The sequence below is a fragment of the Bacteroidia bacterium genome, assembly GCA_039924845.1.
Lineage (GTDB): Bacteria > Bacteroidota > Bacteroidia > DATLTG01 > DATLTG01 > DATLTG01.
Genome location: JBDTAC010000013.1, coordinates 33,247 through 53,753, shown reverse-complemented (window position 1 = coordinate 53,753; position 20,507 = coordinate 33,247). Strand labels below are relative to the sequence as shown.

At 36.7% G+C, this 20,507-nt stretch carries 17 protein-coding genes; 3 read left to right on the top strand and 14 right to left on the bottom strand.

The window, feature by feature from the left end:
- Nucleotides 1-160 precede the first annotated feature (160 nt).
- From dcp to ABIZ51_01800, 10 genes are all read right to left on the bottom strand, one after another.
- The gene (gene dcp / locus ABIZ51_01845; protein ID MEO7087517.1) at nucleotides 161-2,308 is read right to left on the bottom strand and encodes a peptidyl-dipeptidase Dcp; all 2,148 of its coding nucleotides are present in this window, start codon (nucleotides 2,306-2,308) and stop codon (nucleotides 161-163) included.
- Nucleotides 2,309-2,409: 101 nt separating this feature from the next.
- Nucleotides 2,410-2,823, bottom strand: a complete 414-nt coding sequence (locus ABIZ51_01840) for a lipocalin family protein (GenBank protein MEO7087516.1) — start codon at nucleotides 2,821-2,823, stop codon at nucleotides 2,410-2,412.
- A gap of 13 nt (nucleotides 2,824-2,836) precedes the next feature.
- The gene (locus tag ABIZ51_01835; protein ID MEO7087515.1) at nucleotides 2,837-4,957 is read right to left on the bottom strand and encodes a M43 family zinc metalloprotease; all 2,121 of its coding nucleotides are present in this window, start codon (nucleotides 4,955-4,957) and stop codon (nucleotides 2,837-2,839) included.
- Nucleotides 4,958-5,148: 191 nt separating this feature from the next.
- On the bottom strand, nucleotides 5,149-5,544 hold the full coding sequence (locus ABIZ51_01830) for a hypothetical protein (GenBank protein ID MEO7087514.1): 396 nt from the start codon (nucleotides 5,542-5,544) through the stop codon (nucleotides 5,149-5,151).
- A gap of 49 nt (nucleotides 5,545-5,593) precedes the next feature.
- Nucleotides 5,594-6,856, bottom strand: a complete 1,263-nt coding sequence (locus ABIZ51_01825; GenBank protein ID MEO7087513.1) for a pyruvate dehydrogenase complex dihydrolipoamide acetyltransferase — start codon at nucleotides 6,854-6,856, stop codon at nucleotides 5,594-5,596.
- Nucleotides 6,857-6,875: 19 nt separating this feature from the next.
- Nucleotides 6,876-7,895, bottom strand: coding sequence for a pyruvate dehydrogenase (acetyl-transferring) E1 component subunit alpha (gene pdhA, locus ABIZ51_01820; GenBank protein MEO7087512.1), 1,020 nt, complete (start codon nucleotides 7,893-7,895; stop codon nucleotides 6,876-6,878).
- A gap of 150 nt (nucleotides 7,896-8,045) precedes the next feature.
- The gene (locus tag ABIZ51_01815; GenBank protein ID MEO7087511.1) at nucleotides 8,046-8,555 is read right to left on the bottom strand and encodes a biotin/lipoyl-containing protein; all 510 of its coding nucleotides are present in this window, start codon (nucleotides 8,553-8,555) and stop codon (nucleotides 8,046-8,048) included.
- 52 nt (nucleotides 8,556-8,607) lie between these two features.
- On the bottom strand, nucleotides 8,608-10,455 hold the full coding sequence (locus ABIZ51_01810; GenBank protein MEO7087510.1) for an ABC transporter ATP-binding protein: 1,848 nt from the start codon (nucleotides 10,453-10,455) through the stop codon (nucleotides 8,608-8,610).
- A 114-nt stretch (nucleotides 10,456-10,569) separates the two neighbouring features.
- On the bottom strand, nucleotides 10,570-11,316 hold the full coding sequence (locus ABIZ51_01805) for a uroporphyrinogen-III synthase (GenBank protein ID MEO7087509.1): 747 nt from the start codon (nucleotides 11,314-11,316) through the stop codon (nucleotides 10,570-10,572).
- Between the two features lie 56 nt (nucleotides 11,317-11,372).
- Nucleotides 11,373-12,263 (bottom strand): DUF4271 domain-containing protein, encoded by an 891-nt coding sequence (locus ABIZ51_01800; protein MEO7087508.1) that lies wholly within the window; start codon nucleotides 12,261-12,263, stop codon nucleotides 11,373-11,375.
- 235 nt (nucleotides 12,264-12,498) lie between these two features.
- On the opposite strand from ABIZ51_01800, the gene ABIZ51_01795 reads away from it, so the two are divergent.
- On the top strand, nucleotides 12,499-13,485 hold the full coding sequence (locus tag ABIZ51_01795; GenBank protein ID MEO7087507.1) for an OmpA family protein: 987 nt from the start codon (nucleotides 12,499-12,501) through the stop codon (nucleotides 13,483-13,485).
- Between the two features lie 85 nt (nucleotides 13,486-13,570).
- On the opposite strand, the gene ABIZ51_01790 is transcribed toward ABIZ51_01795, so the two are convergent.
- The 4 genes from ABIZ51_01790 to ABIZ51_01775 all read right to left on the bottom strand — a co-directional run bounded on the left by ABIZ51_01790 (nucleotide 13,571) and on the right by ABIZ51_01775 (nucleotide 19,180).
- Nucleotides 13,571-14,593, bottom strand: coding sequence for a DUF3089 domain-containing protein (locus ABIZ51_01790; GenBank protein ID MEO7087506.1), 1,023 nt, complete (start codon nucleotides 14,591-14,593; stop codon nucleotides 13,571-13,573).
- 65 nt (nucleotides 14,594-14,658) lie between these two features.
- Complete coding sequence (locus ABIZ51_01785; protein MEO7087505.1) at nucleotides 14,659-17,277, bottom strand: AsmA-like C-terminal region-containing protein; 2,619 nt, start codon at nucleotides 17,275-17,277, stop codon at nucleotides 14,659-14,661.
- A 10-nt stretch (nucleotides 17,278-17,287) separates the two neighbouring features.
- Nucleotides 17,288-18,757, bottom strand: coding sequence for a pseudouridine synthase (locus ABIZ51_01780; protein ID MEO7087504.1), 1,470 nt, complete (start codon nucleotides 18,755-18,757; stop codon nucleotides 17,288-17,290).
- Between the two features lie 60 nt (nucleotides 18,758-18,817).
- Nucleotides 18,818-19,180, bottom strand: coding sequence for a YraN family protein (locus tag ABIZ51_01775; protein MEO7087503.1), 363 nt, complete (start codon nucleotides 19,178-19,180; stop codon nucleotides 18,818-18,820).
- Nucleotides 19,181-19,272: 92 nt separating this feature from the next.
- On the opposite strand from ABIZ51_01775, the gene ABIZ51_01770 reads away from it, so the two are divergent.
- Nucleotides 19,273-19,917, top strand: a complete 645-nt coding sequence (locus ABIZ51_01770; GenBank protein ID MEO7087502.1) for a DUF4412 domain-containing protein — start codon at nucleotides 19,273-19,275, stop codon at nucleotides 19,915-19,917.
- 110 nt (nucleotides 19,918-20,027) lie between these two features.
- Nucleotides 20,028-20,477, top strand: coding sequence for a nucleoside deaminase (locus ABIZ51_01765; protein ID MEO7087501.1), 450 nt, complete (start codon nucleotides 20,028-20,030; stop codon nucleotides 20,475-20,477).
- Nucleotides 20,478-20,507 lie beyond the last annotated feature (30 nt).

The window sequence follows — 20,507 nt, the reverse complement described above, 5'->3', positions numbered from 1 at the left end:
TTTAGAAAATTCAGAGAAAGAGATCCAGACATTCAACCGATGTTGAAAAAACGTGGTTTGGTGGACACAAAAAACTAAGTTGAAAAATTAATTTTTCAACGCAAAAAAAGCACGAACAAATGTTCGTGCTTTTTTTGCGTTGAAAAATTAATTTTTCAACTTAGTTTTTTGTGTCCACCAAACCACGTTTTTTCAACATCGGTTGAATGTCTGGATCTCTTTCTCTGAATTTTCTAAATATGGTGGCAAGATCTTCGGTATTGCCGCGCGACAAAATGATATCGCGGAAACGCTGACCGTTTTCACGTGTAAGTCCTCCGTGTTCTTGAAACCAAGCAAAAGCATCGTCATCTAACATTTCTGTCCATAAATAAGCATAATAACCAGCCGCATATCCATTGCTCCAAATATGTAAGAAATAACTGGAACGATAACGTGGCGGCACTTGCGGTAAATCAAGATGTGTTCTGCGCAAAGCTTGGATTTCAAAAGTATCCACATTTTGTAAAGGACTATCGGCAGATAAAGAATGCCATTGCATATCTAAATCGGCTGCTGCCAAAATTTCTGTCAAATCATATCCTTGATTGAAGGTGGCTGCTTTTTTAATTTTATCTACCAATTCTTGTGGCATTGGTTCGCCTGTTTTGTAATTTTTCGCATAATTTTTGAATACTTGCGGATCAGAAGCCCAATGCTCATTAAATTGAGAAGGAAATTCAACAAAATCTCGCGCAGTAGCTGTTCCCGAAAGACTTAAATATTGCTGATTTGCAAACATGCCATGTAAACCATGTCCAAATTCATGAAACATAGTAGTAACATCGTCAAAACTGATGAGCGCAGGTTGTCCGTCGGCAGGTTTCGTAAAATTGCAAACGTTAAATATAATTGGTTTTGTTCCCAGTAATTTTGATTGTCCAATGATATTGTCCATCCAAGCGCCACCGTTTTTATTTTCACGTTTAAAATAATCGCAATAAAACAGAGCCATCGAAGTTCCGTCTTTGTCAAATACTTCAAATACTCGTACATCTTTATTATAAACGGGAATGTCTTTTCTCTCTTTAAAGATTATTCCGTAAAGCGCATGAGCTGCATAAAACACGCCATTTTGCAGAACGCTGTTTAACTCGAAATAGGGTTTTATTTCATTTTCATCTAAATTGTATTTTGCTTTGCGCACTTGTTCTGCATAAAAATCCCAATCCCAAGCTTGCAACTGAAATCCACCTTTTTGTTGGTCAATTACTTTTTGGATATCCGCTGCTTCTTCCGTTGCTTTTGCGGTAGCAGCAGGCACCAAACGAAGTAAAAATTGTTCTACGGTTCCTTCTGTTTTCGCCATTTGATCCATCAATGTCCACGAAGCATAATTTTTGAAACCTAATAATTTCGCTTTCTGTGCACGAATCATCGCAATGTGTGAAATAGTGGAACGAGTATCGTTAGAATCTCCTTTTTCTGCACGGTTCCAAGATGCTTCAAAAAGTTTTTGACGTGTAGCGCGCACGGTCAATTCTTGCAATGCAGGTTGCTGCGTTGTATTTTGTAATTCAATCATCCATTTTCCAGGCTGATTATTTTTTTTAGCTGTGAGAGCAGCGGCATTTAATTCCTCGTCTGAAAGACCTGCCAACTCTGCTTTGTCGCTTACTACTAAAGCACCAGCCTTGGCAGCAGCAAGCAATTGATTGGTATATTTTGCCATCAAACTCGCTTCTTCACCATTCAGCTTTTTCAGACTGTCTTTCGCATTGTCAGATAAATTAGCACCTGCCAATACAAATTTTTGATAATAAAATTCTATCAAACGAACAGATTCAGAATCTAATTTTAGCTGCGTTCTTTCAGCGTAAATGGTACTTACGCGCTTAAATAATTTTGAATTCAAATCAATTGCATCGCCAGCTGCGGAAAGTTCCGGTGCAACTTGTTCAGATACTTTTTCTAATACAGAATCCGTATTGGCGCCCGTTAATAAATTGAATACGCCATTCACTCTACGAAGCATTTGCCCACTTTTCTCCAGTGCCACAAATGTGTTTTCAAAAGTTGGAGTAGCAGAATCGTTTGCTATTTTTTCTACTTCCGCCAATTGTTGACGGATACCTTCTTCGATAGCTGGTTTAAAATCACTGTCCTTAATTTTTGTAAAATCAGGAGCCTGAAAAGGCAATGTACTTGCTGTCAGGAATGGATTGTCCGGAGAAATAGTTTTTGTGTTGTCAGCTTGTTTGCTTTTATTTCCGCAAGAGTAAATCATCATTAATGATGTAGCTAAAGGTAAAAATGTTTTAATTTTCATACTTGTTTTTAGATAAATAGGCTGCGAATATCGGATTTTTGATCCAATTTCCAAATATTCTGAAGAACTACGATATACGAATGAAAAATCAATTTGAAAAATTATTTTTTCGAAGCCGCAAAAGTATAAGCTGTACGGATAAGTTCCGGATCTTGATATTCATACACAAGTTCATTCTCGCTGACGCTGATGAGTTTAAAGAGTATTTTATCTTTCGAATTATCAATCGAAATATAAATATAGGTTTGGTTTTTATTGGTTTTCCAAGTGCCTTGCTCTGTTTTCCCTTCTCGCGTAAGCGTTACGGTTCTATTTTCCGAAAAGCTGATTCCATCCTTTTTTTCTGCGGCAGTAGCTTGTTCCGCCACTCCAAATTGCTCCGATGAAACCATCGTCCATGTTTTACAAAGCATTTTTTCCTTGACAGTTAGTTCGTCTTTTACGGCAGTGGTTTGCCCAAATGCAGTGTGTATTCCGAAAAGAATCATCGAAAAAAGAAAGATATTTTTTTTCATCGTAAAAAATATTTTATGGATTTACCATTAATTTTTGGACGAATAAATGTCCGTTCGCAATCATTTTCACAAAATAAATACCGGGTTTCAAATTATTTTTTCCAATGGAATACGTGTGTGCTCCTGCGCCTAATTCGCTGTTCTCTAAATTGGATACAAGACGTCCCAAAATATCGTAAACCATTAAATTTACATTTTCCTTATCGGGAAGAATGAAAGAAATAACAGAGTTGTTTTCCAATGGATTGGGATAAACAGCCAGATTTATTTGTTCGCCAGAGCGCTCTGGAACACCAGCAGGTCCAGAAATATTAATATCGTCTAAATAAATATTATTACCGGCTTCGCTCACAAACTTGAATTTAATACGCACATCGTGGCTGCTGGCAAATGGTGAAATAGAAACCGTTTCCTGCCGCCATTGACTTCCATTTGGAACAAAATTTCCTGTTTGTACGCCGCCTGTAGAAAGCGTAGCTCCTGATTTATTGTATCGGGTATTCCATGTTTGTCCGCAATTAGTAGAACACGATACCTGCAATTGATCATTGGTTGTACTACTTTTTTGTGCATACGCCAAGTAAAAGGTAAGAGTAGGACTGGTGATTTTAGAAAAATCTATGGAGGGACTGATTAGTTCATCGTAATTTCCAGCAGTATTGCTGTTGCTGTTAATCCACACAGATGCCGAACCTGAATGTGCCACGGATGTTGTACGTGCCCAAGTTACATCGCTGTTGGGATTGTTTACGCTCCAGTCTGTATTTGGAACAGCGGTGCAATTTTCAAAACCATCGGAATAAAACCAATCGGTATATTTAGGTGTTGTTGATTCTACCGTTACATAGGAATTTTTTGTGAGCGTATTGCTTCCACTTCCGTTTGAAGCTTTGAGCGTTACATTATATATACCAGGAGTATTGTAAATAATAGTTGGCATTGAGTCCGGAGATGTTGAAGGTGTTCCACCGGGGAAAGTCCATAACCATGAAGTAGGATGTCCGTTCCATGATTCATCCGTAAATTGGAGTCCAGATCCTGCGCAAACACTATATGCATTGGCAATAAAATCTGCTTTTGGAGCACAAACATTTACGAGAGTTCCATTGGTGCCAGTAGCAATTAAATTGGATGTAGACCATAAATTATTCCGATTGGCTATATTGGAAGTCAAAGCTGCGCGCATCCGCAAGACGCCGCCTTGCGTAAACATACAAGAGCAATAGGAATAATCCATGTAATTTTGATAGTTCTCGATGGTGGGCGGATTGCAAATAGCAGCTTGGCTCGGCGTAGAAGGGCAAGATGTGAAGCCTTTCGTAATAGGAGTATCTGTTACGCCATCATCTCCGCAAGCTACCCCTGGCTGATTGGTATTTCCCCAAGGATGCTCTAAATTAAGTGTGTGACCAATTTCATGTGTTAATGCGCGAGATGTAATCGGACTACCTGTTCCAATGCTGCCTATATAAGACGATAAAATAAGTACGCCATCGTATTGCGGAATGTATTGGGCATTGGGCGGTAAATAAGCATATCCTGCTGCTCCGTTCGCAATACTCGCCACTACCCAAATATTTAAATATTTACTATCGGGCCAATCGTCTAATTTCGAATTATCGTCAGCATTATAGGTAAGTGTAGAAACAATACGATCAATTCCATTGGTGCAATTTCCGTTCGGATCAATATTCGCTAATTGAAAATGAATTCCTGCATCGGCTGCAATTCCTTTAAAAGAAGGAATAATGGCAGTTGTATCTGGATTTATTTTTCGATAATCCCGATTTAAAATCTTCATTTCGTCGTACACTTGCGCATCCGATATATTTTCTGCCCCGTAGTTGTGAATGATGTGAAACACAATGGGAATAGTATAAATGGGCGATGGCGCTGAGCTCTGAGTGGAATTTCCATTTGAAATACGATCCAAACGATGCGCAAGAACATAGTTTTTTGTCCAAGTTTCCAAAGCATCCGTTGTTTGAGCAACTTGTTTGGAATATTTTTGACTAATTTTTTGATTGGCTTCGCTGCTTCCGCAATGCAAATAATCAGCTTGCGAAAAACCAGAAACAGCTATCAATAAAGAAAAAGCGAGTATTCCAGAAATTTTTTTTGTAATTATATTCATGATAAAGGTGTTTGAAAAATTATTTTTTTGACAATGATTTTTTTACTTAAAAAAGGGAAAATATTATTTCTAAATATTCATTTGTGAATACAAGATAAAAACAAATTTCTAAGAATGCAAATCAAATAGTTTTATCGAAAAAAAAGCCTTCTATTAAACGGAAGGCTTTCGAAAAATTATTTTTTCAAAGCTTAATTTTGAGGAGCAGGATTCGGGTTTTCTCTTTTTTCCTCCATTGCTTCTTTCTTTTGTTTGCGATAGGCTTTCCAGGCGTTTAATTGCTCTTGCGACATAATCGTTAGCGCTGCTTGTTTTGCTTTTTGATTTCTGGCTTTTGTCGCCGCTTTCATGCCTTCTGGGTTGTTGCTGTATTGCGCGATGTCTGCATCTTTTTGTTTTTCGCGTTCTAAAATTACGGCACTCATTTTAGATTGTTGATCAGCAGAAAGGTTGCAGGCTTTTACCATTTCAATAACTATTTTCGACGTGCGCATTTCTGGTGTATTTCCGTTTTGCGATTGCGCATTGGCTGCGAAAAATCCTAACATCAGGAAGCAAGCCAATACATAAGAGATTTTTGTTTTCATGTTTTTCATTTATTTGTTTTTGTAAATATAAAAATTAATTTTTAGAGAATTAAATAGATTGCATTCCGAGTAATAAGACTGGATTTTCGAGCAATAGTTTAAGCGTTTGTAAAAACGCTGCGCCCATGGCTCCATCCACCACACGATGATCACAGGAAAGTGTCATTTTCATCACGTTTCCAGGAATAATTTGTCCGTTTTTCACTACTGGTATTTCTTTAATTCCGCCCACGGCCAAAATACAGGCATCTGGCGGATTGATAATAGCTGTAAACTCGTCAATACCAAACATTCCGAGGTTAGAAATAGTAAATGTATTTCCTTCCCAATCGGCAGGTTGTAATTTTTTATCTTTTGCTTTTTGTCCGAAAGCCTTTACAGCAGTGCTAATTTCAGAAAGTGTTTTGTTATCGGCAAATTTCACTACCGGAACTAATAAGCCTTCTTCCACCGCTACGGCTACGCCGATGTGAATGTGTTCGTTGTAACGAATTACATCGCCCAACCAAGAAGCATTTACTTTCGGATGTTTGCGTAAAGCAGCAGCAGCAGCTTTTATAACGATATCATTAAAAGAAATTTTTACGTTGGTAACAGTATTAATGGTTTGGCGCGTTTTTACAACTTCGTCCATATCCACTTCCATTGTCAAATAAAAATGTGGTGCCGAAAATTTACTTTCGGCGAGTCTGCGTGCAATGGTTTTACGCATTTGCGAAACAGGCTCTTCTGTATAACTCTCGGTAGAAACAATGTGTTGAGAATTTCCAGAAGGTGCGTAAAATTGAACATCCCGTTTCACAATTCTTCCGCCATCACCGCTGCCTCGCACTTGTAAAATATCAATTCCTTTGTCTTCCGCCATTTTTTTCGCCAAAGGCGATGCTTTCAAACGACCGTCGTTAGTGGTGCTTTCAAAAATTATTTTTTCGGGAGCCGTATTTTTTACCGTTGTAACAATTTCCTTTTTCTGTTCAACGAGAGCTGTTTTTTTCGGTTCTTCCGCTGGTCTCTCTTCTTTTTTTGCAGGTGCTTTTTTCGATTCTTCGTCTAACAAAGATTGAATGCTTTCGCCCTTTTTTCCGAGTATCGCGAGGATTGAATCTATTGGAGCAGCTTTGCCTTTTTCTACACCGATGTACAATAAAACGCCATCCTGAAACGATTCAAATTCCATCGTTGCTTTATCCGTTTCAATGTCTGCCAACAATTCTCCGGATTTTACGGAATCTCCCACTTTTTTATGCCACGCTGCAACAACGCCTTCGGTCATTGTGTCGCTTAATTTGGGCATACGCACTATTTCTGCCATAGCTAAAAATTAAATTTTATTATTCGATGATATAGGGATAATCGGTTTGTGAATACACATCTTTGTACAATTCGGATGGATCCGGATAAGGCGATTCTTCTGCAAACTGAACGGCTTCGTCTATTTCTTTTTTTATTTTTGCTTCAATCAATTCGATGTCTGCATCGCTTGCAAATTTATTTTTTTTGATTTGCAATAAAACATGTTCAATGGGATCTTTTGCTTTGTATTCTTCCACTTCATCTTTCGAACGATACGTTGCTGGATCGCTCATGGAATGCCCTTTGTAGCGATACGTTTTCATTTCGAGCAATGTCGGACCTTCGCCTTTTCTCGCTCTTTCCGCAGCAGTAGAAATCGCTTCGTGAACGGTTTCGCAACACATGCCATCAATCGGAAAAGAAGGCATTTCAAATGCACTTCCTAATTTATATAAATCGGTTACGTTGCTGGTTCTTTCTACAGAAGTTCCCATCGCGTAATGATTGTTTTCAATGATAAAAATAACAGGAAGTTTCCAGGTCATTGCCATATTCAACGCTTCGTGAAACGCACCTTGACGTACAGCTCCGTCGCCCATATAACACAGCGTTACATTTTTAGTGCCTTTATATTTTTCTGCGAAAGCGAGACCTGCACCCAGAGGAATTTGTCCACCAACGATTCCGTGCCCGCCAAAAAATCTATTTTTCACATCAAACATGTGCATCGAACCGCCTTTACCTTTAGAGCATCCAGTAGATTTCGCAAATAATTCCGCCATTATATATTTCGGATTCATGCCTTTCCCGATGGGATGTGCGTGATCGCGATAAGCGGTAATCATGTTGTCATTTTTTGTAATTGCTGAAACAGCGCCAGCTACAAGGGCTTCCTGACCGATATACAAATGGCAAAATCCTCTGATTTTTTGTTGAATGTACAACTGACTTGCTTTTTCCTCGAATCTGCGCATCAGCAGCATATTCTCGAACCATTGCAAATATATTTCCTTACTAAAAGTGGCGGGCTGACTCTTCTTTTCAACTGTTTTTTCCATGCGGTTTTTTTATTAATCTGAAAAAAGAAAAGACAAATTTAAAATAAAAATTTGATTTTCTTTAGTGGATTTGATGTTTCATTATGCGAATATAAATTCGAGAAATAAACGGATTTGAAAAATTATTTTTTTGAGACGTTTTTTTTCGTTCTAAATAAATTGCAACAACACTTGATTTTTTTCAACAGCGTTTCCTTTTTGCACGTTTATTTTTTTTACAACCGCATCCACTGGACTTTTCAGGACATTTTCCATTTTCATTGCTTCCAAAATAAGTAATGGATCGCCTTTTTTTATGGAAGCTCCTTCTTGCGCTAAAATTTCCAAAACCAAACCGGGCATCGGTGCTTTTACTTCGTTTATTTTTTTGGCGTTGGATGCGTCAAAACCTAATTGGTGCAACAATTCATCGTATTTATCTTTTACGGATAATTCATACAAAGTGCCATTTACTTTTATCGAAATTTTTTTTTCGGACGGTTCTGTTTTTATGATTTCAACAGAATAGGATTTGTTATTTTTTATCACGTGAAAAAAATCTTTTTTCACCGAAAGGACATCGCATTCAAAATCTTTCCCATCCATTTTTCCTTTGTTAGATGAGGTATTTTCCAAATCAATGGAAATTATTTTTTGATTGTTTACAGAAATTTTTAGCATACAAAAATTTATTTTTTAGTTCCTTGCAGAAAAAAAATTCTGCGAAAGTATTTTACAGAAACGCCTGCATATCATACAATTTTTTATACGCGCCGTTTTTCGCCAATAATACTGCGTGATTGCCGCGTTCGATGATTTCTCCTTTTTGCAAAACAATAATTTCGTCCGCGTGTTGAATCGTTGAAAGTCGATGCGCAATTACCAACGAGGTGCGGTTTTTCATTAATTTATTCAGCGCATCTTGCACCAAACGCTCCGATTCTGTATCAAGCGCAGAAGTTGCTTCATCCAAAATTAAAATCGGGGGATTCTTCAAAACTGCACGCGCAATACTCAATCGTTGCCTTTGTCCGCCAGATAATTTACTTCCTCTATCGCCAATATTACTTAGATATCCGTTTTCTGTTTGCATAATAAAATCGTGCGCATTCGCGATTTTAGCGGCTTCTATGACTTTTTCTTCCGTTACATTTTGCATTCCGAAAGCAATGTTGTTGAAAATAGTATCGTTAAACAAAATGGATTCTTGCGTTACAATACCCATCAATGCTCGTAAATCCTTTATTTTTAAATTTTTAATCGGATGATTATCAATTAAAATATCTCCTTCATCAATGTCGTAAAAACGCGGAAGCATATCTGCCATCGTACTTTTTCCAGAACCTGATTGTCCTACCAATGCAATCGTTTTTCCTTTTTCTATTTTTAAATTAATGTTGCGCAACACCCAGCCAGTATCGCCTTTACGGTAAGCGAAAGAAACATTTTTGTACGCAATTTCTTGTTGAAAAGTAGTGATGCTTGTTGGATTTTCGTTTTCGCGGATGGAAATTTCTGCATCTAAAATTTTATTGATGCGATCAATGGAAGCCAACCCTTTTTGTACGTTGTAATACGCTGTTGTCAAGGATTTAGCGGGCGGAATGATTTGCGAAAAAATAATGACGTAATCAATAAATTCAGAAGGTTTTAACGTTTGTGCGGGACTCAGCACTAATTTTCCACCGAAATACATCACCACCATCATCACCAAAGTGCCTAAAAACTCGCTCATCGGCGATGATAAATCTACTTTGCGATATGTTTTAATCATCAATCGCGTATAGCCTTGATTTTCTTTTTGGAATTTTTCGCCTACCATTTTTTCAGCGTTAAAGCCTTTGATAATGCGCAATCCGCCTAATGTTTCTTCCATAATGGAAAATAAAGTTCCCAGTTTTTCTTTCGCTTGCGCAGAAGTCCTTTTCAAACTTTTTCCAATCAAAGCAATCAATCCGCCAGTGATGGGAAGCAGTACAAATACGAACAAAGAAAGTTGCGGACTCATAAAAATAAGCGTCGCTAAAAAAATAACAATGTTGAAAGGATCGCGAAAAATCATTTCCAACGAGCTCATAATAGACCATTCTATTTCTTGTACATCCGTTGTGATGCGCGACATGATATCGCCTTTGCGCTCTTCCGAATAATACGAAAGTGGCAAATCCAATGATTTTTTAAAAATAGCATTTCGGAAATCTTTTACCACGCCATTGCGAATGGGCGACAAAAAATACATCGCCATGTAGCGGAAAAAATTTTTAAAAAGAATCACAACCGTAATCAGCAAACACATCATTAACAGCGCATGCAATTTACCGTTTTGCACAATAATATACGTGATGCGATAATTGAAAAGATTGGAAAGTGAGCTCACCGAAAGATGAAAAGCCGGTTCGCCAGCAGCCAATGTTTTCACATAATCTGTATCATTTGTTTGAAACAAAAGATCCAATAACGGAATCGCCATCGTCAATGAAAAGAGCGAAAAAATAACGGCGATAATATTAAAAATAATGTTTGAAATACCGTAGCGCCAATAGCCTTTTACGTAACCCAATACACCAAACAAATTTTTCATGCGGTAAAGATAAATTTTATTTTCAATGGACTTGTTTTTCTGTGGCAACAGAAATTTATTTTTCGCGAAAAGAAGGGTAAAAAACGGCTTCGAAAAATTATTTTTTTGAGAGGCTTATTTTTTGTTGGCTTCTTTGATGTATTGTTCCAAAGCCATTGTCATGGAAGGCGAAGCGGGTTGCGGAGCGTGAATATTTAATTTCAATCCAGCTTCTTTTACTGCTTCTGCCGTGGATGGTCCGAAAGCGGCGATGCGCGTTTTATTTTGTTTAAATTTTGGAAAATTTTTAAACAAGGATTTTATTCCGGAAGGACTGAAAAACACCAATATATCGTAATTTACATTTGCCAAATCCGAGATATCGCTACACACTGTTTTATATAAAACAGCTTTCGTATATTTTACTTTTTGCGTGTCTAAGATGTCCGTAATTTGTTCTTTTTGAATATCAGAACAAGGCAATAAATATTTTTCTTCTTTGTGTTTTTTGATGATTTCGCCCAAATCTTTCATGGTTTGTTTGCCATAAAAAATTTTTCGTTTGCGATACACAATGTGTTTTTGAAGATACAAAGCTGTAGACTCGGAAATACAAAAATATTTCATGTCGTCCGGTACGGTAACGCGCATTTCTTCACAGATTCTGAAAAAATGATCCACCGCATTTCGGCTCGTTAAAATAATGGCAGAATGTTCCAAAATAACAATTCGCGTTTTGCGAAACTCGTGCGAGGGAATGCCTTCCAAATGAATAAATTCGCGGAAGTCTATTTTTACATTGTGCTTTTTCGCTAAATCAAAATAAGGTGATTTTTCCGATTCAGGCTTAGGCTGTGTAACAAGAATACTTTTTACTTTCAAGGACTAAATAATGTTAGTTAAAAAACAAACGAACTTTTTTTTCCTGATAACTCTAATTACCTGATGAGCAATTTAATAAAAACGACCAATGGTAAAATTTCAAGGGCGCAAAGATAGAGAAATAAGTAAGATTTCGAAATATTTGGGCTATTGATTCCGAAAAATATTCCTCGAAGCACTCTGTACACTAAGGTTACAGCGATAATTCCGCCTCCTAAAATATAAAAAAACGAAAGCGGAATCATTTTTACGTACGCAATGCTGATAACGACTGGTATCAGAAGCAATCCGAGTGTTTCATTAAACATAAAAATGGTTAAAATATATTCCGAGAATTCATTTTTTTTATTTAATACAAAACCGATAAATGAGGTGGAAATTAATTTGATTGAATACACGATAATCACGCAAAGACAAAGCATAAAATACAATACGATTCCTTTTTCTTTCAAAAATAAAAAATGATATTCGGCATTTGCCTGAAAAATAAAAAGCGCACTTACCAACACAAAAACAAGTGATAATAAAATGGATGCAATGCCCGCCAAGGTATATTCTTCACGCAAAAATTGATTGAGATAACGAACACTCAAGGTCGCATTAAAAATTTGCCGCACACGTTTGCGATAACCCGTATTTAACCAAGCAAAAAGAATCACAATCAACAAAATAATTCCACTTACCCAATACGCTTCAAAAATGGGCTCGTAAAGCGGTTGCAATTGCTTCGTTTGCAGTTCATGTCCGGTAAACAAAGATTTTTCGGGACGACCTTGAAACTGCGTAATTGGCGCATTTCCAGCGCCCATCCAAATTGGTTCCGTATTAGGAGCCGCGGTTAAACCTGCGTTATTATTTTTATTATTTGCATGAATAGTTTCACGCGTAAGGTTAGTAAAGCCTGCCGTTCCAGAATTATTTTTCGAATGACTTTTTTTTAGAGACATGGATAAAACGGCAATAAAATTTCTGCAAAAATTATTTTTTTGTAAAAATCCTTGCGCTACAAACACAAAGATATACAAATGGAAAAAGGAGGCTTTGAAAAAATAATTTTTCGGAATGTAGTTTATTAACTTTTAACTGTTGATACAATATTGTTTTTCTTGCGCTTTACTGATGCAGAAAGCGTTTCTTTGCATATATTTTCCGTTTACCAAATTCATTCTAAAAATAAAAGCCATGCGCATTGCCTATAAAATTTGCCTTCTATTCATACTAACGGCTACTATTTTTTCTTGCGTTCCGCAAAAAAAATTGCAGGAAGAACAAGCGAAACGCCAAAGTTGTGAAAGTGAATTGGCTGCGTTAAAAGCAACGGATCAAGATTGTCAATCGAAAAATGCAGACATGAAAGATCAAATTGCGCATAACACAACCGATATCAAAGGCTTGCAGAATGACACTTCCATCATGGGAAATAGTTATCGCGAAACCACTCAGAAATACGATAAATTAAATGAGATCAACGAAGAATTATTATCCAAATACAATCAATTACTTGCTGGAAATTTATCCGATACCAAACAACTTTCCGGACAATTGCAAAGCACGCAAGAAGAATTATTGAAAAAACAAGATCAATTAAATGCCGAAAAACACAATTTGGATTCATTAACCATCGAACTTCAAAAACGTGAAGCACGCGTAAACGAATTGGAATTAGTGTTGAAACAAAAAGATCAAGCGGTGCAAGATTTGAAGAAAAAAGTGTCGGACGCCTTGCTCGGATTTGAAAATAAAGGATTGACCGTAACCGAGAAAAATGGGAAAATTTATGTTTCCTTGGACGAAAGTTTATTGTTCGCTTCGGGCAGCACGCAAGTGGAATCAAAAGGCATAGATGCTTTGCAAACATTGGCAAAAGTGTTGGCACAAAATCAAGACATCAACATAATGGTGGAAGGAAATACCGACAACGTGCCGATGAAAGGCAGAGGCGATATCAAAGACAATTGGGATTTGAGCGTGATGCGTGCTACTTCTGTTGTGAAAATTTTATTGAAAAATTCAGGTGTTGATCCAGCCCATCTTACTGCAGCTGGTTGTGGCGAATACAACCCGGTGGATAGTACCAATACTTCTGAGGGCAGAGCGAAAAACAGAAGAACGGATATTATTCTTACTCCGAAATTGGACGAATTGTTTAAAGTGCTGAACAATAATTAAACTGGGCTCTAAGTTCGAAAGTTTTTAAGTTCCAAGTTTAAAAGTTAGAAAATTGAATATTTGAAAAAATAATTTTTCAAACGACTTATTTTCCTGTCTCCAAAAAATAATTTTTGATTCGCGCTTGTACGTTTTCACGAATGTTTATGTAAAAAAGTCCGTAATCCACAATGTGATAATATCCGAAAAGGCTTGGATATCCTGCTTTGCGTGGGTTGTGAATCCATAATTTTCCGTTAGAACATTCCGCATCGCACACATTTTTATCAATTCGCTTGAAAGAAATCGGAACACCGCCTATATTTTTTTCTCTTCCGGCATAAGCCGTGTCACGCTTCCACGTCAAGGGATTCACACAAAGTAACCCAGAATATTTTACGCGTTTAGTTCCCGAAATGCCCCATTTTAAGGTATTCCAGCCAATGGTACACCCAATTTGATTAGCCGAATCGCAAGGCGGAATGTTTGCATAATCATCTGTTCTGACTTCTCCGCCAATGAGATATGCGGCAACCAAACGTTTTCTTAGATTCGGATTATTCTCAAAAAAATCGTGCAACAATCGTCGCGCATGAAATGAGCCTTGGCTGTGCGATGCAATGATAATCGGTCGGCCATTATTGTAATGATCCAAATAATATTGAAATGCTTTTTTCACATCTTCGTAAGCAAAATCAAGCGGCTGTTTTCCTTTTGTTGTATCTACAAAAGAATACAAAGTGGCTTGACGATAACGCGGCGCATAAATACGACAACTACCATTAAAAACAGAAGCTTGATGATAGATGGATTCCTTGTCGGTACGCTTGTTTAAGTGTTTGTCATACACATCGCCGTTCCAATTTTTACGACGAAAATAAGACGTTGGATAAATAAAAAACACATCCGCTTTTGCATTTTTTTGATCGTCTTTTAAATCACTATTTTTCGGAATTGAATCGGACGCATTTTTTATAGTTGGAAGCGCCGCCCAACAATTCGGATTGCTGTAATCGGGCGCTACCGGATGTTTGTACGCATCAAAACTTTTTGACGGACGAATCATCCACATGCAAGAACTCAACGAAAATAAAGCGAAAAATAAGGGCAGAAAAATTATTTTTTTCATGAAGGTATTTTAAAATAAAAAAAAATGAGTCTCGAAAAATTATTTTTTCAAACGTAAAAAAGGCTTTAATAATCATCGTCTTTGGCAACAGCGGTATCTGCTGGAATAGCTGCTTTTTTATTTCCATCCCAAATTACTTTGAAGGTTGTTTTTTTAGGTGTTTTGTCGGAATTGTTTAGCGTCGTATCTTTTTTAAACAAGCCAAATTCTTTTTTCAAAATGGATTTTAGATCTGTTTTTTCGACTTTCAAATCTTGTTTTATTTTTTGCAAAGCACCTTTCGTATCGTATTTAATAATCGGATTATTTACCGTCCCCGTCATGGAAATAAACAAAGCTGTTTTTCCACTTTCGTCGTTTTCTTCTTCCCCAAAATTATCCGTAGGCTTTTTATTCCGTTTAAATTTCGCGGCAAGCAAATCACTCAATAAAAATTTTGCTTTGTAATCAATGGCATTGTCAAATGTGTGCGTACCAGAGCCACTCACATTGAGGACGCTGGAATTAATATCCATTTGCGGAATACTAATTTTGCGATCTTTTATCACAATTTGATTTTGTAAAGTGGAAAATTTAATGTCTTCCAATTCGGATAAACGAATAAATTTCGACATGGATTGCATCGGTTTAAAATGGATTAATTCTCCATCTTGAATGGTAAAATTACTGTGGAGATAAATTGTATTTTCCAAAATAACTAAAGCAGGCGTCCATTCCGCAACAAACTGAATATCCGCATTGGCTGTACCTTTTAGGTTGTCGTCTTTAATAATTTCTTGTCCGAAATTTCCCATCTCAGAAAACATTTTTGTGATGTTTAAATTCGTCAATTGAGCGTTGCAACTTGTTATGATTTTACCTTTTTGCGAAGCATCAATAATTCCGTTCGACAATGTTACCGAGCCATCCATCGTATTTAACGAAACGCTATCCACCGTAAGTTGTTGGTTTTGCAAACGAAAAACACCACGTACATTGGTGGCGTCCACTTTCCTAAAAACAAAATGTTGAATGCTTGTGTTCAGCGTAAACGCTATGTTTTTACTGAAATGCAAATTGTATTTGGGCGTATCTTTTTTGCTTTCTTCATTTTTATTTTCAAGAAATTCGTTCAAATCTAATTTGTTTGAATGGAGCGTGGCATCAGCCGTTACGGTTTGATTTTTCACAAACAAGTATGGAAAAATATTTTTCAAAGTACCTTTTAAATCAAAATCACTTCCCGAAATAATTCCAGAAAAATCATTGATAAGTAAATCATTATTATTGACAGAAAAATTACCGTTGATATTATCAAAATGCAAAGTATTATTTTTGAGGCGCACAGAAGCATTGCTCAGCATAACTGTCCCAGAAGCAGTCGTAGCCGAAGAAACATCAGAATAATAATTTTCCGAACTCTTTAATTTTCCGTTGTAAATAATCGAAACTTTTAAATTTCCGCTCATGCTTTCCACCGTATCCATCGGAATAAATTGATGCAGCGCATCCAAACTAATGTTCGCATTTGCATTCACGTTATAAACGGGATCATTAAAATTATGAATGTGAAAAGAGCCATTGATATTTCCGCCATTTAATTCGGCAGAAAATTGATTAATCGAAAGAACCGTTTTTTGCGGCGTTTTTCCTTGTTGAGATGAAAACGCTCCCTGCAAATTCACATTCTTCAAAGCCAAGGAAGATTTTTCTACGGAAATTTTTCCTTCATTAATTCCGAAAGTTGCACTCATATCAGGCCAAACAGCGTGTCCAATCGGACCTTTTACTTGTAATTTGAAATAAAAATCGCCGTTGCTTTTGTAACGATTCATGTATTTTTTTACCTGCGTAGGCATTAAGGACAAAGCCGATTGAATGTCCATATTTTTACCTTGTATTAAAAAATCAGCGATGCCTTCTGTCGGTGTATTTACGAGCGATCCGAATACATCCATCGTCAATTTCGACAAAGAAATTTCACCGGCTTTTATATTGTACGTTTGCGTTTTATTATCTACAAACAAGGAAAGTTTTACATTAACAGGCTCTTCTTTTAAATAATTTTTATTATCGAAAGTCATTTTGTGAACAAGTCCAGAAATGCCGGTTTCCAAGTCATACTTATCTGTGCTAAATTTACCACTTAACGTAAAATTTTTCAATAAAAATTCACAATCCGATTGATTGAATTTATTGAGATATTTTACCTCCGCATTTTTAATGCTTATTTTATTTAAGGCAAATGAAAAATTATTTTTTGTAGTGTCTTTTATCGCAGTTGAATCAGAAGCTGTTTTCCAAAAATGATAATTGTTTTCTCCTTTTTCGTTGATGCGAATATTGAGTTGAATACCGTTAATGTTCAGTTTTTCGACAGCATATTTTTTATGAAAAACATCCATCAAATTAAATTCTAAAGAAATAGTTTTGGCTTTAAAAAGCGTGTCTTTTATGGGTTCGTCCCAAGCATCCAATGCTTTCACATTATTAAACTCCACGGATGCATAGGGAAAGCTACTGAAAACAGAAAAGTGAATGTCTTTCGCATCCACAATTACTTGCGTGTTTAAATTTTTATTGACTTGCGCAACGACCAGTGTTTTTACTTCGTTCTGATAAAAATGAACGATGACAAAACCACCAATCACACCTAAAAGGAAAATGCTTAAAAAAATAATTCCTGTGATTTTTAAAAATCGCATCGAAGATTTTTTATTTAGGGACCATTTTTAGCATAATAATTTCTTGCTCGGTAAGCAATCGCCATCTGCCTTTCGGAAGATTTTTTTTTGTGAGTCCACCAAAATAAACACGATCCAATCTCAAAACTTTGTAGCCAAGTGTTTCAAAAATCCTTCTGATAATTCGGTTTCTTCCAGAATGTATTTCAATTCCAATTTCGTCTTTCGCGCCATCTACGTAACTAATCTCATCTGCCTTGATAAATCCATCTTCCAGCTCTATTCCTTCCGAAATTTTATCGATGTCTTCGCGCGCTACATTTTGATCCAAGGTAACGTGATATATTTTTTTGATGCCGTAACGCGGATGTGTCAAGCGATCCGTCATTTCACCATCGTTGGTAAACATCAACAATCCTGTCGTATTTCTATCCAATCTTCCAACTGGATAAATACGTTCGTTACAAGCTCCTTGTACCAATTCCATTACTGTTCTACGACCTCTTGCATCTTCCACGGTCGTGATAAAATCTTTCGGTTTGTTCAACAAAAGATACACATTTTTTTCGTGTCGAAGTGTTTGTCCGCCGTAATTTACAATATCTGTAGCCTTTACACGAAATCCCATTTCGGTAATTATTTTTCCGTTTACCGAAACCACGCCTGTCGCAATCATTTGATCCGCTTCTCTGCGTGAGCAAACGCCTGCATTCGCAATGTATTTATTCAAACGAATCAACCCGAGTTCTTTGTTCACTTCAGCGAAATCTTTTTCTACCGCTTTTTTTGTTTTCACGGATTTTTTTAATTCCTCACGCAAAGGTTTTCCATCCGAAGCAATGCGTGTTTTTTCCTCGTATGTTTTGCGGTGATTGTCTTCTAAATCGTATTTGTCGTTATTTCTTTTTCCGTGCGTCGCAAAATATTTTTTTTCTCCGGTGTTTTCGCTGCGCTCGTTATCATCGTCGACTTCGCGTGGCGTAAAACTTTTTTTCTCACCAAACTTTTTACGATCATCGCCACCGAAACTTCTTTTTTCTCCATCACGTTCGCGTGGCGTAAAACCTTTTTTCTCACCAAACTTTTTACGATCATCTCCACCAAAACTTCTTTTTTCTCCATCACGTTCACGTGGCGTGAAACTTTTTTTCTCGCCAAACTTTTTACGATCATCTCCACCAAAACTTCTTTTTTCTCCGTCACGCTCGCGTGGCGTGAACCTTTTTTTCTCGCCAAAGCTTTTACGATCATCTCCACCGAAACTTCTTTTTTCTCCATCACGTTCACGTGGGGTGAAACTTTTTTTCTCGCCAAACTTTTTACGATCATCGCTGCCAAAACTTCTTTTTTCTCCATCACGTTCACGTGGGGTGAAACTTTTTTTCTCGCCAAAACTTTTGCGATCGTCTCCACCGAAACTTCTTTTTTCTGAATCTCCTTCGCGCGGCGAAAAATCTCTTTTCTCAGCGGGTTTTCCTTTTTTATTCGGACGTCTTATCATGGTATTTACTAAAATTTACGCGAAAGTAAGGATTTTAGAGGGATTTTGACGAATTTTCTTTTATCTCAAGGCATAAAACGCCGATTCGATGTGATTTATTTTTGCTTGTTCTCCGTTCATCAACACGGAAATAATATCAAAACGAACTTCTATATCTAAATTATTTTTTTCGATATAAGCCGCGGCAGCTTTTATTAATAAGCGTTGTTTTTCGCGCGTTACCCACGTTTCTGGCTCGCCGAAATAATTGCTGCTGCGCGTTTTTACTTCCGCAATTATCAATACATTTTTAGAACGCGCAATAATATCTATTTCCGCATTTTTAAAATGCCAATTTTTTTCTAAGATTTCGTATTCTTTTGCTTCCAGAAAACTACTCGCTAATTGTTCGCCTTGTTTTCCGGTTATATTGTGCGCTGCCATAAAATTATTTTTTTGATACAACGCAAATCAATGCTTAAAATTTGCATCTCATAAAAAAATGTTATTTTTATCGCTCAACAAAAAAAACTATCATGAAAAATAAATTTTTGAAACTATTTGTATTCGTGTTTATCCTTGTTGGTTCTACCGCTTCTGCGCAATCGTTTGAAGGTATTATCAAATTTCAAAAACAAACTGATTTAGCAAATACAAATTATGTTTATTATGTAAAAGGAGATAAAGTTCGCATTGATGAATTGGATAAAAATGGCAAAACGGACGGTAGTTTTTTGGTGGATTTAAAAGCAAATACAATGCTTTCGTTAAACTACGATCGCAAATTGTATATGGATAAAAAAGCGGGAGCATCAGCTTCTGTAAATGCAAATTGCGTGGTTACAAAAACCAAAAACGTGAAAGCAATTATGGGTTATAATTGTCGCGAATACGTGGTAAAAAACACGACCGATAACACACAAATATCGTATTGGATTGCGGAAAGTAAATTTAATTTCTTTCACCGATTATTAAAATTATTGAATCGAAAAGATAAATCTTCGGTGTATATCCAACAGATTGTTGGCTTAAAAGGTGAATTTCCTTTTTCATCCGTAGAAACAACTATAACCGATAACAAACAAGTAAATCGCATGGATGTTACGGAAATAACCCAAAAAACATTGGATGCATCGTTGTTTGAAGTTCCGAAAGATTTCAAAAAATTTGACGGAAAATAATTTCCGTTTTTTGATACTTCGAAAAAATAATTTTTCGAGCATCACGAAAAGCAGAAAAACTCAAATACTTCGCGTAATTCGTATCTTCTTAACGAAAATTTATTTTTACGATGGATTTTACCGATGATTATTTTATGCGTGAAGCGCTGAAAGAAGCGCACAAGGCTTTTACAGCGGACGAAGTTCCGGTTGGTGCCGTAATTGTTTGCGAAAATAAAATTATTGCGCGCGCGCACAATTATACAGAGCGTTTAAACGATGTAACGGCGCATGCCGAAATGCAAGCATTTACAAGTGCTACTGCGTTTTTAGGCGGAAAATATTTAACAGAATGTGTTTTGTACGTAACCTTAGAACCTTGTGTAATGTGTGCTGGTGGCGCATTTTGGACACAACTAAAAGGCGTTGTCTACGGCGCATCGGATGAAAAAAGAGGATTTTCTACGATCAAAAAAAATATTTTTCATCCGAAAACTATTGTTAAATCAGGTATCTTAGAGCCTAAATGCGCACAATTGCTCAGAGATTTTTTTCAGAAAAAAAGGGCTTCAAAAAATTAATTTTTCAAAGTCCATTTTTCGTGCTTCCAA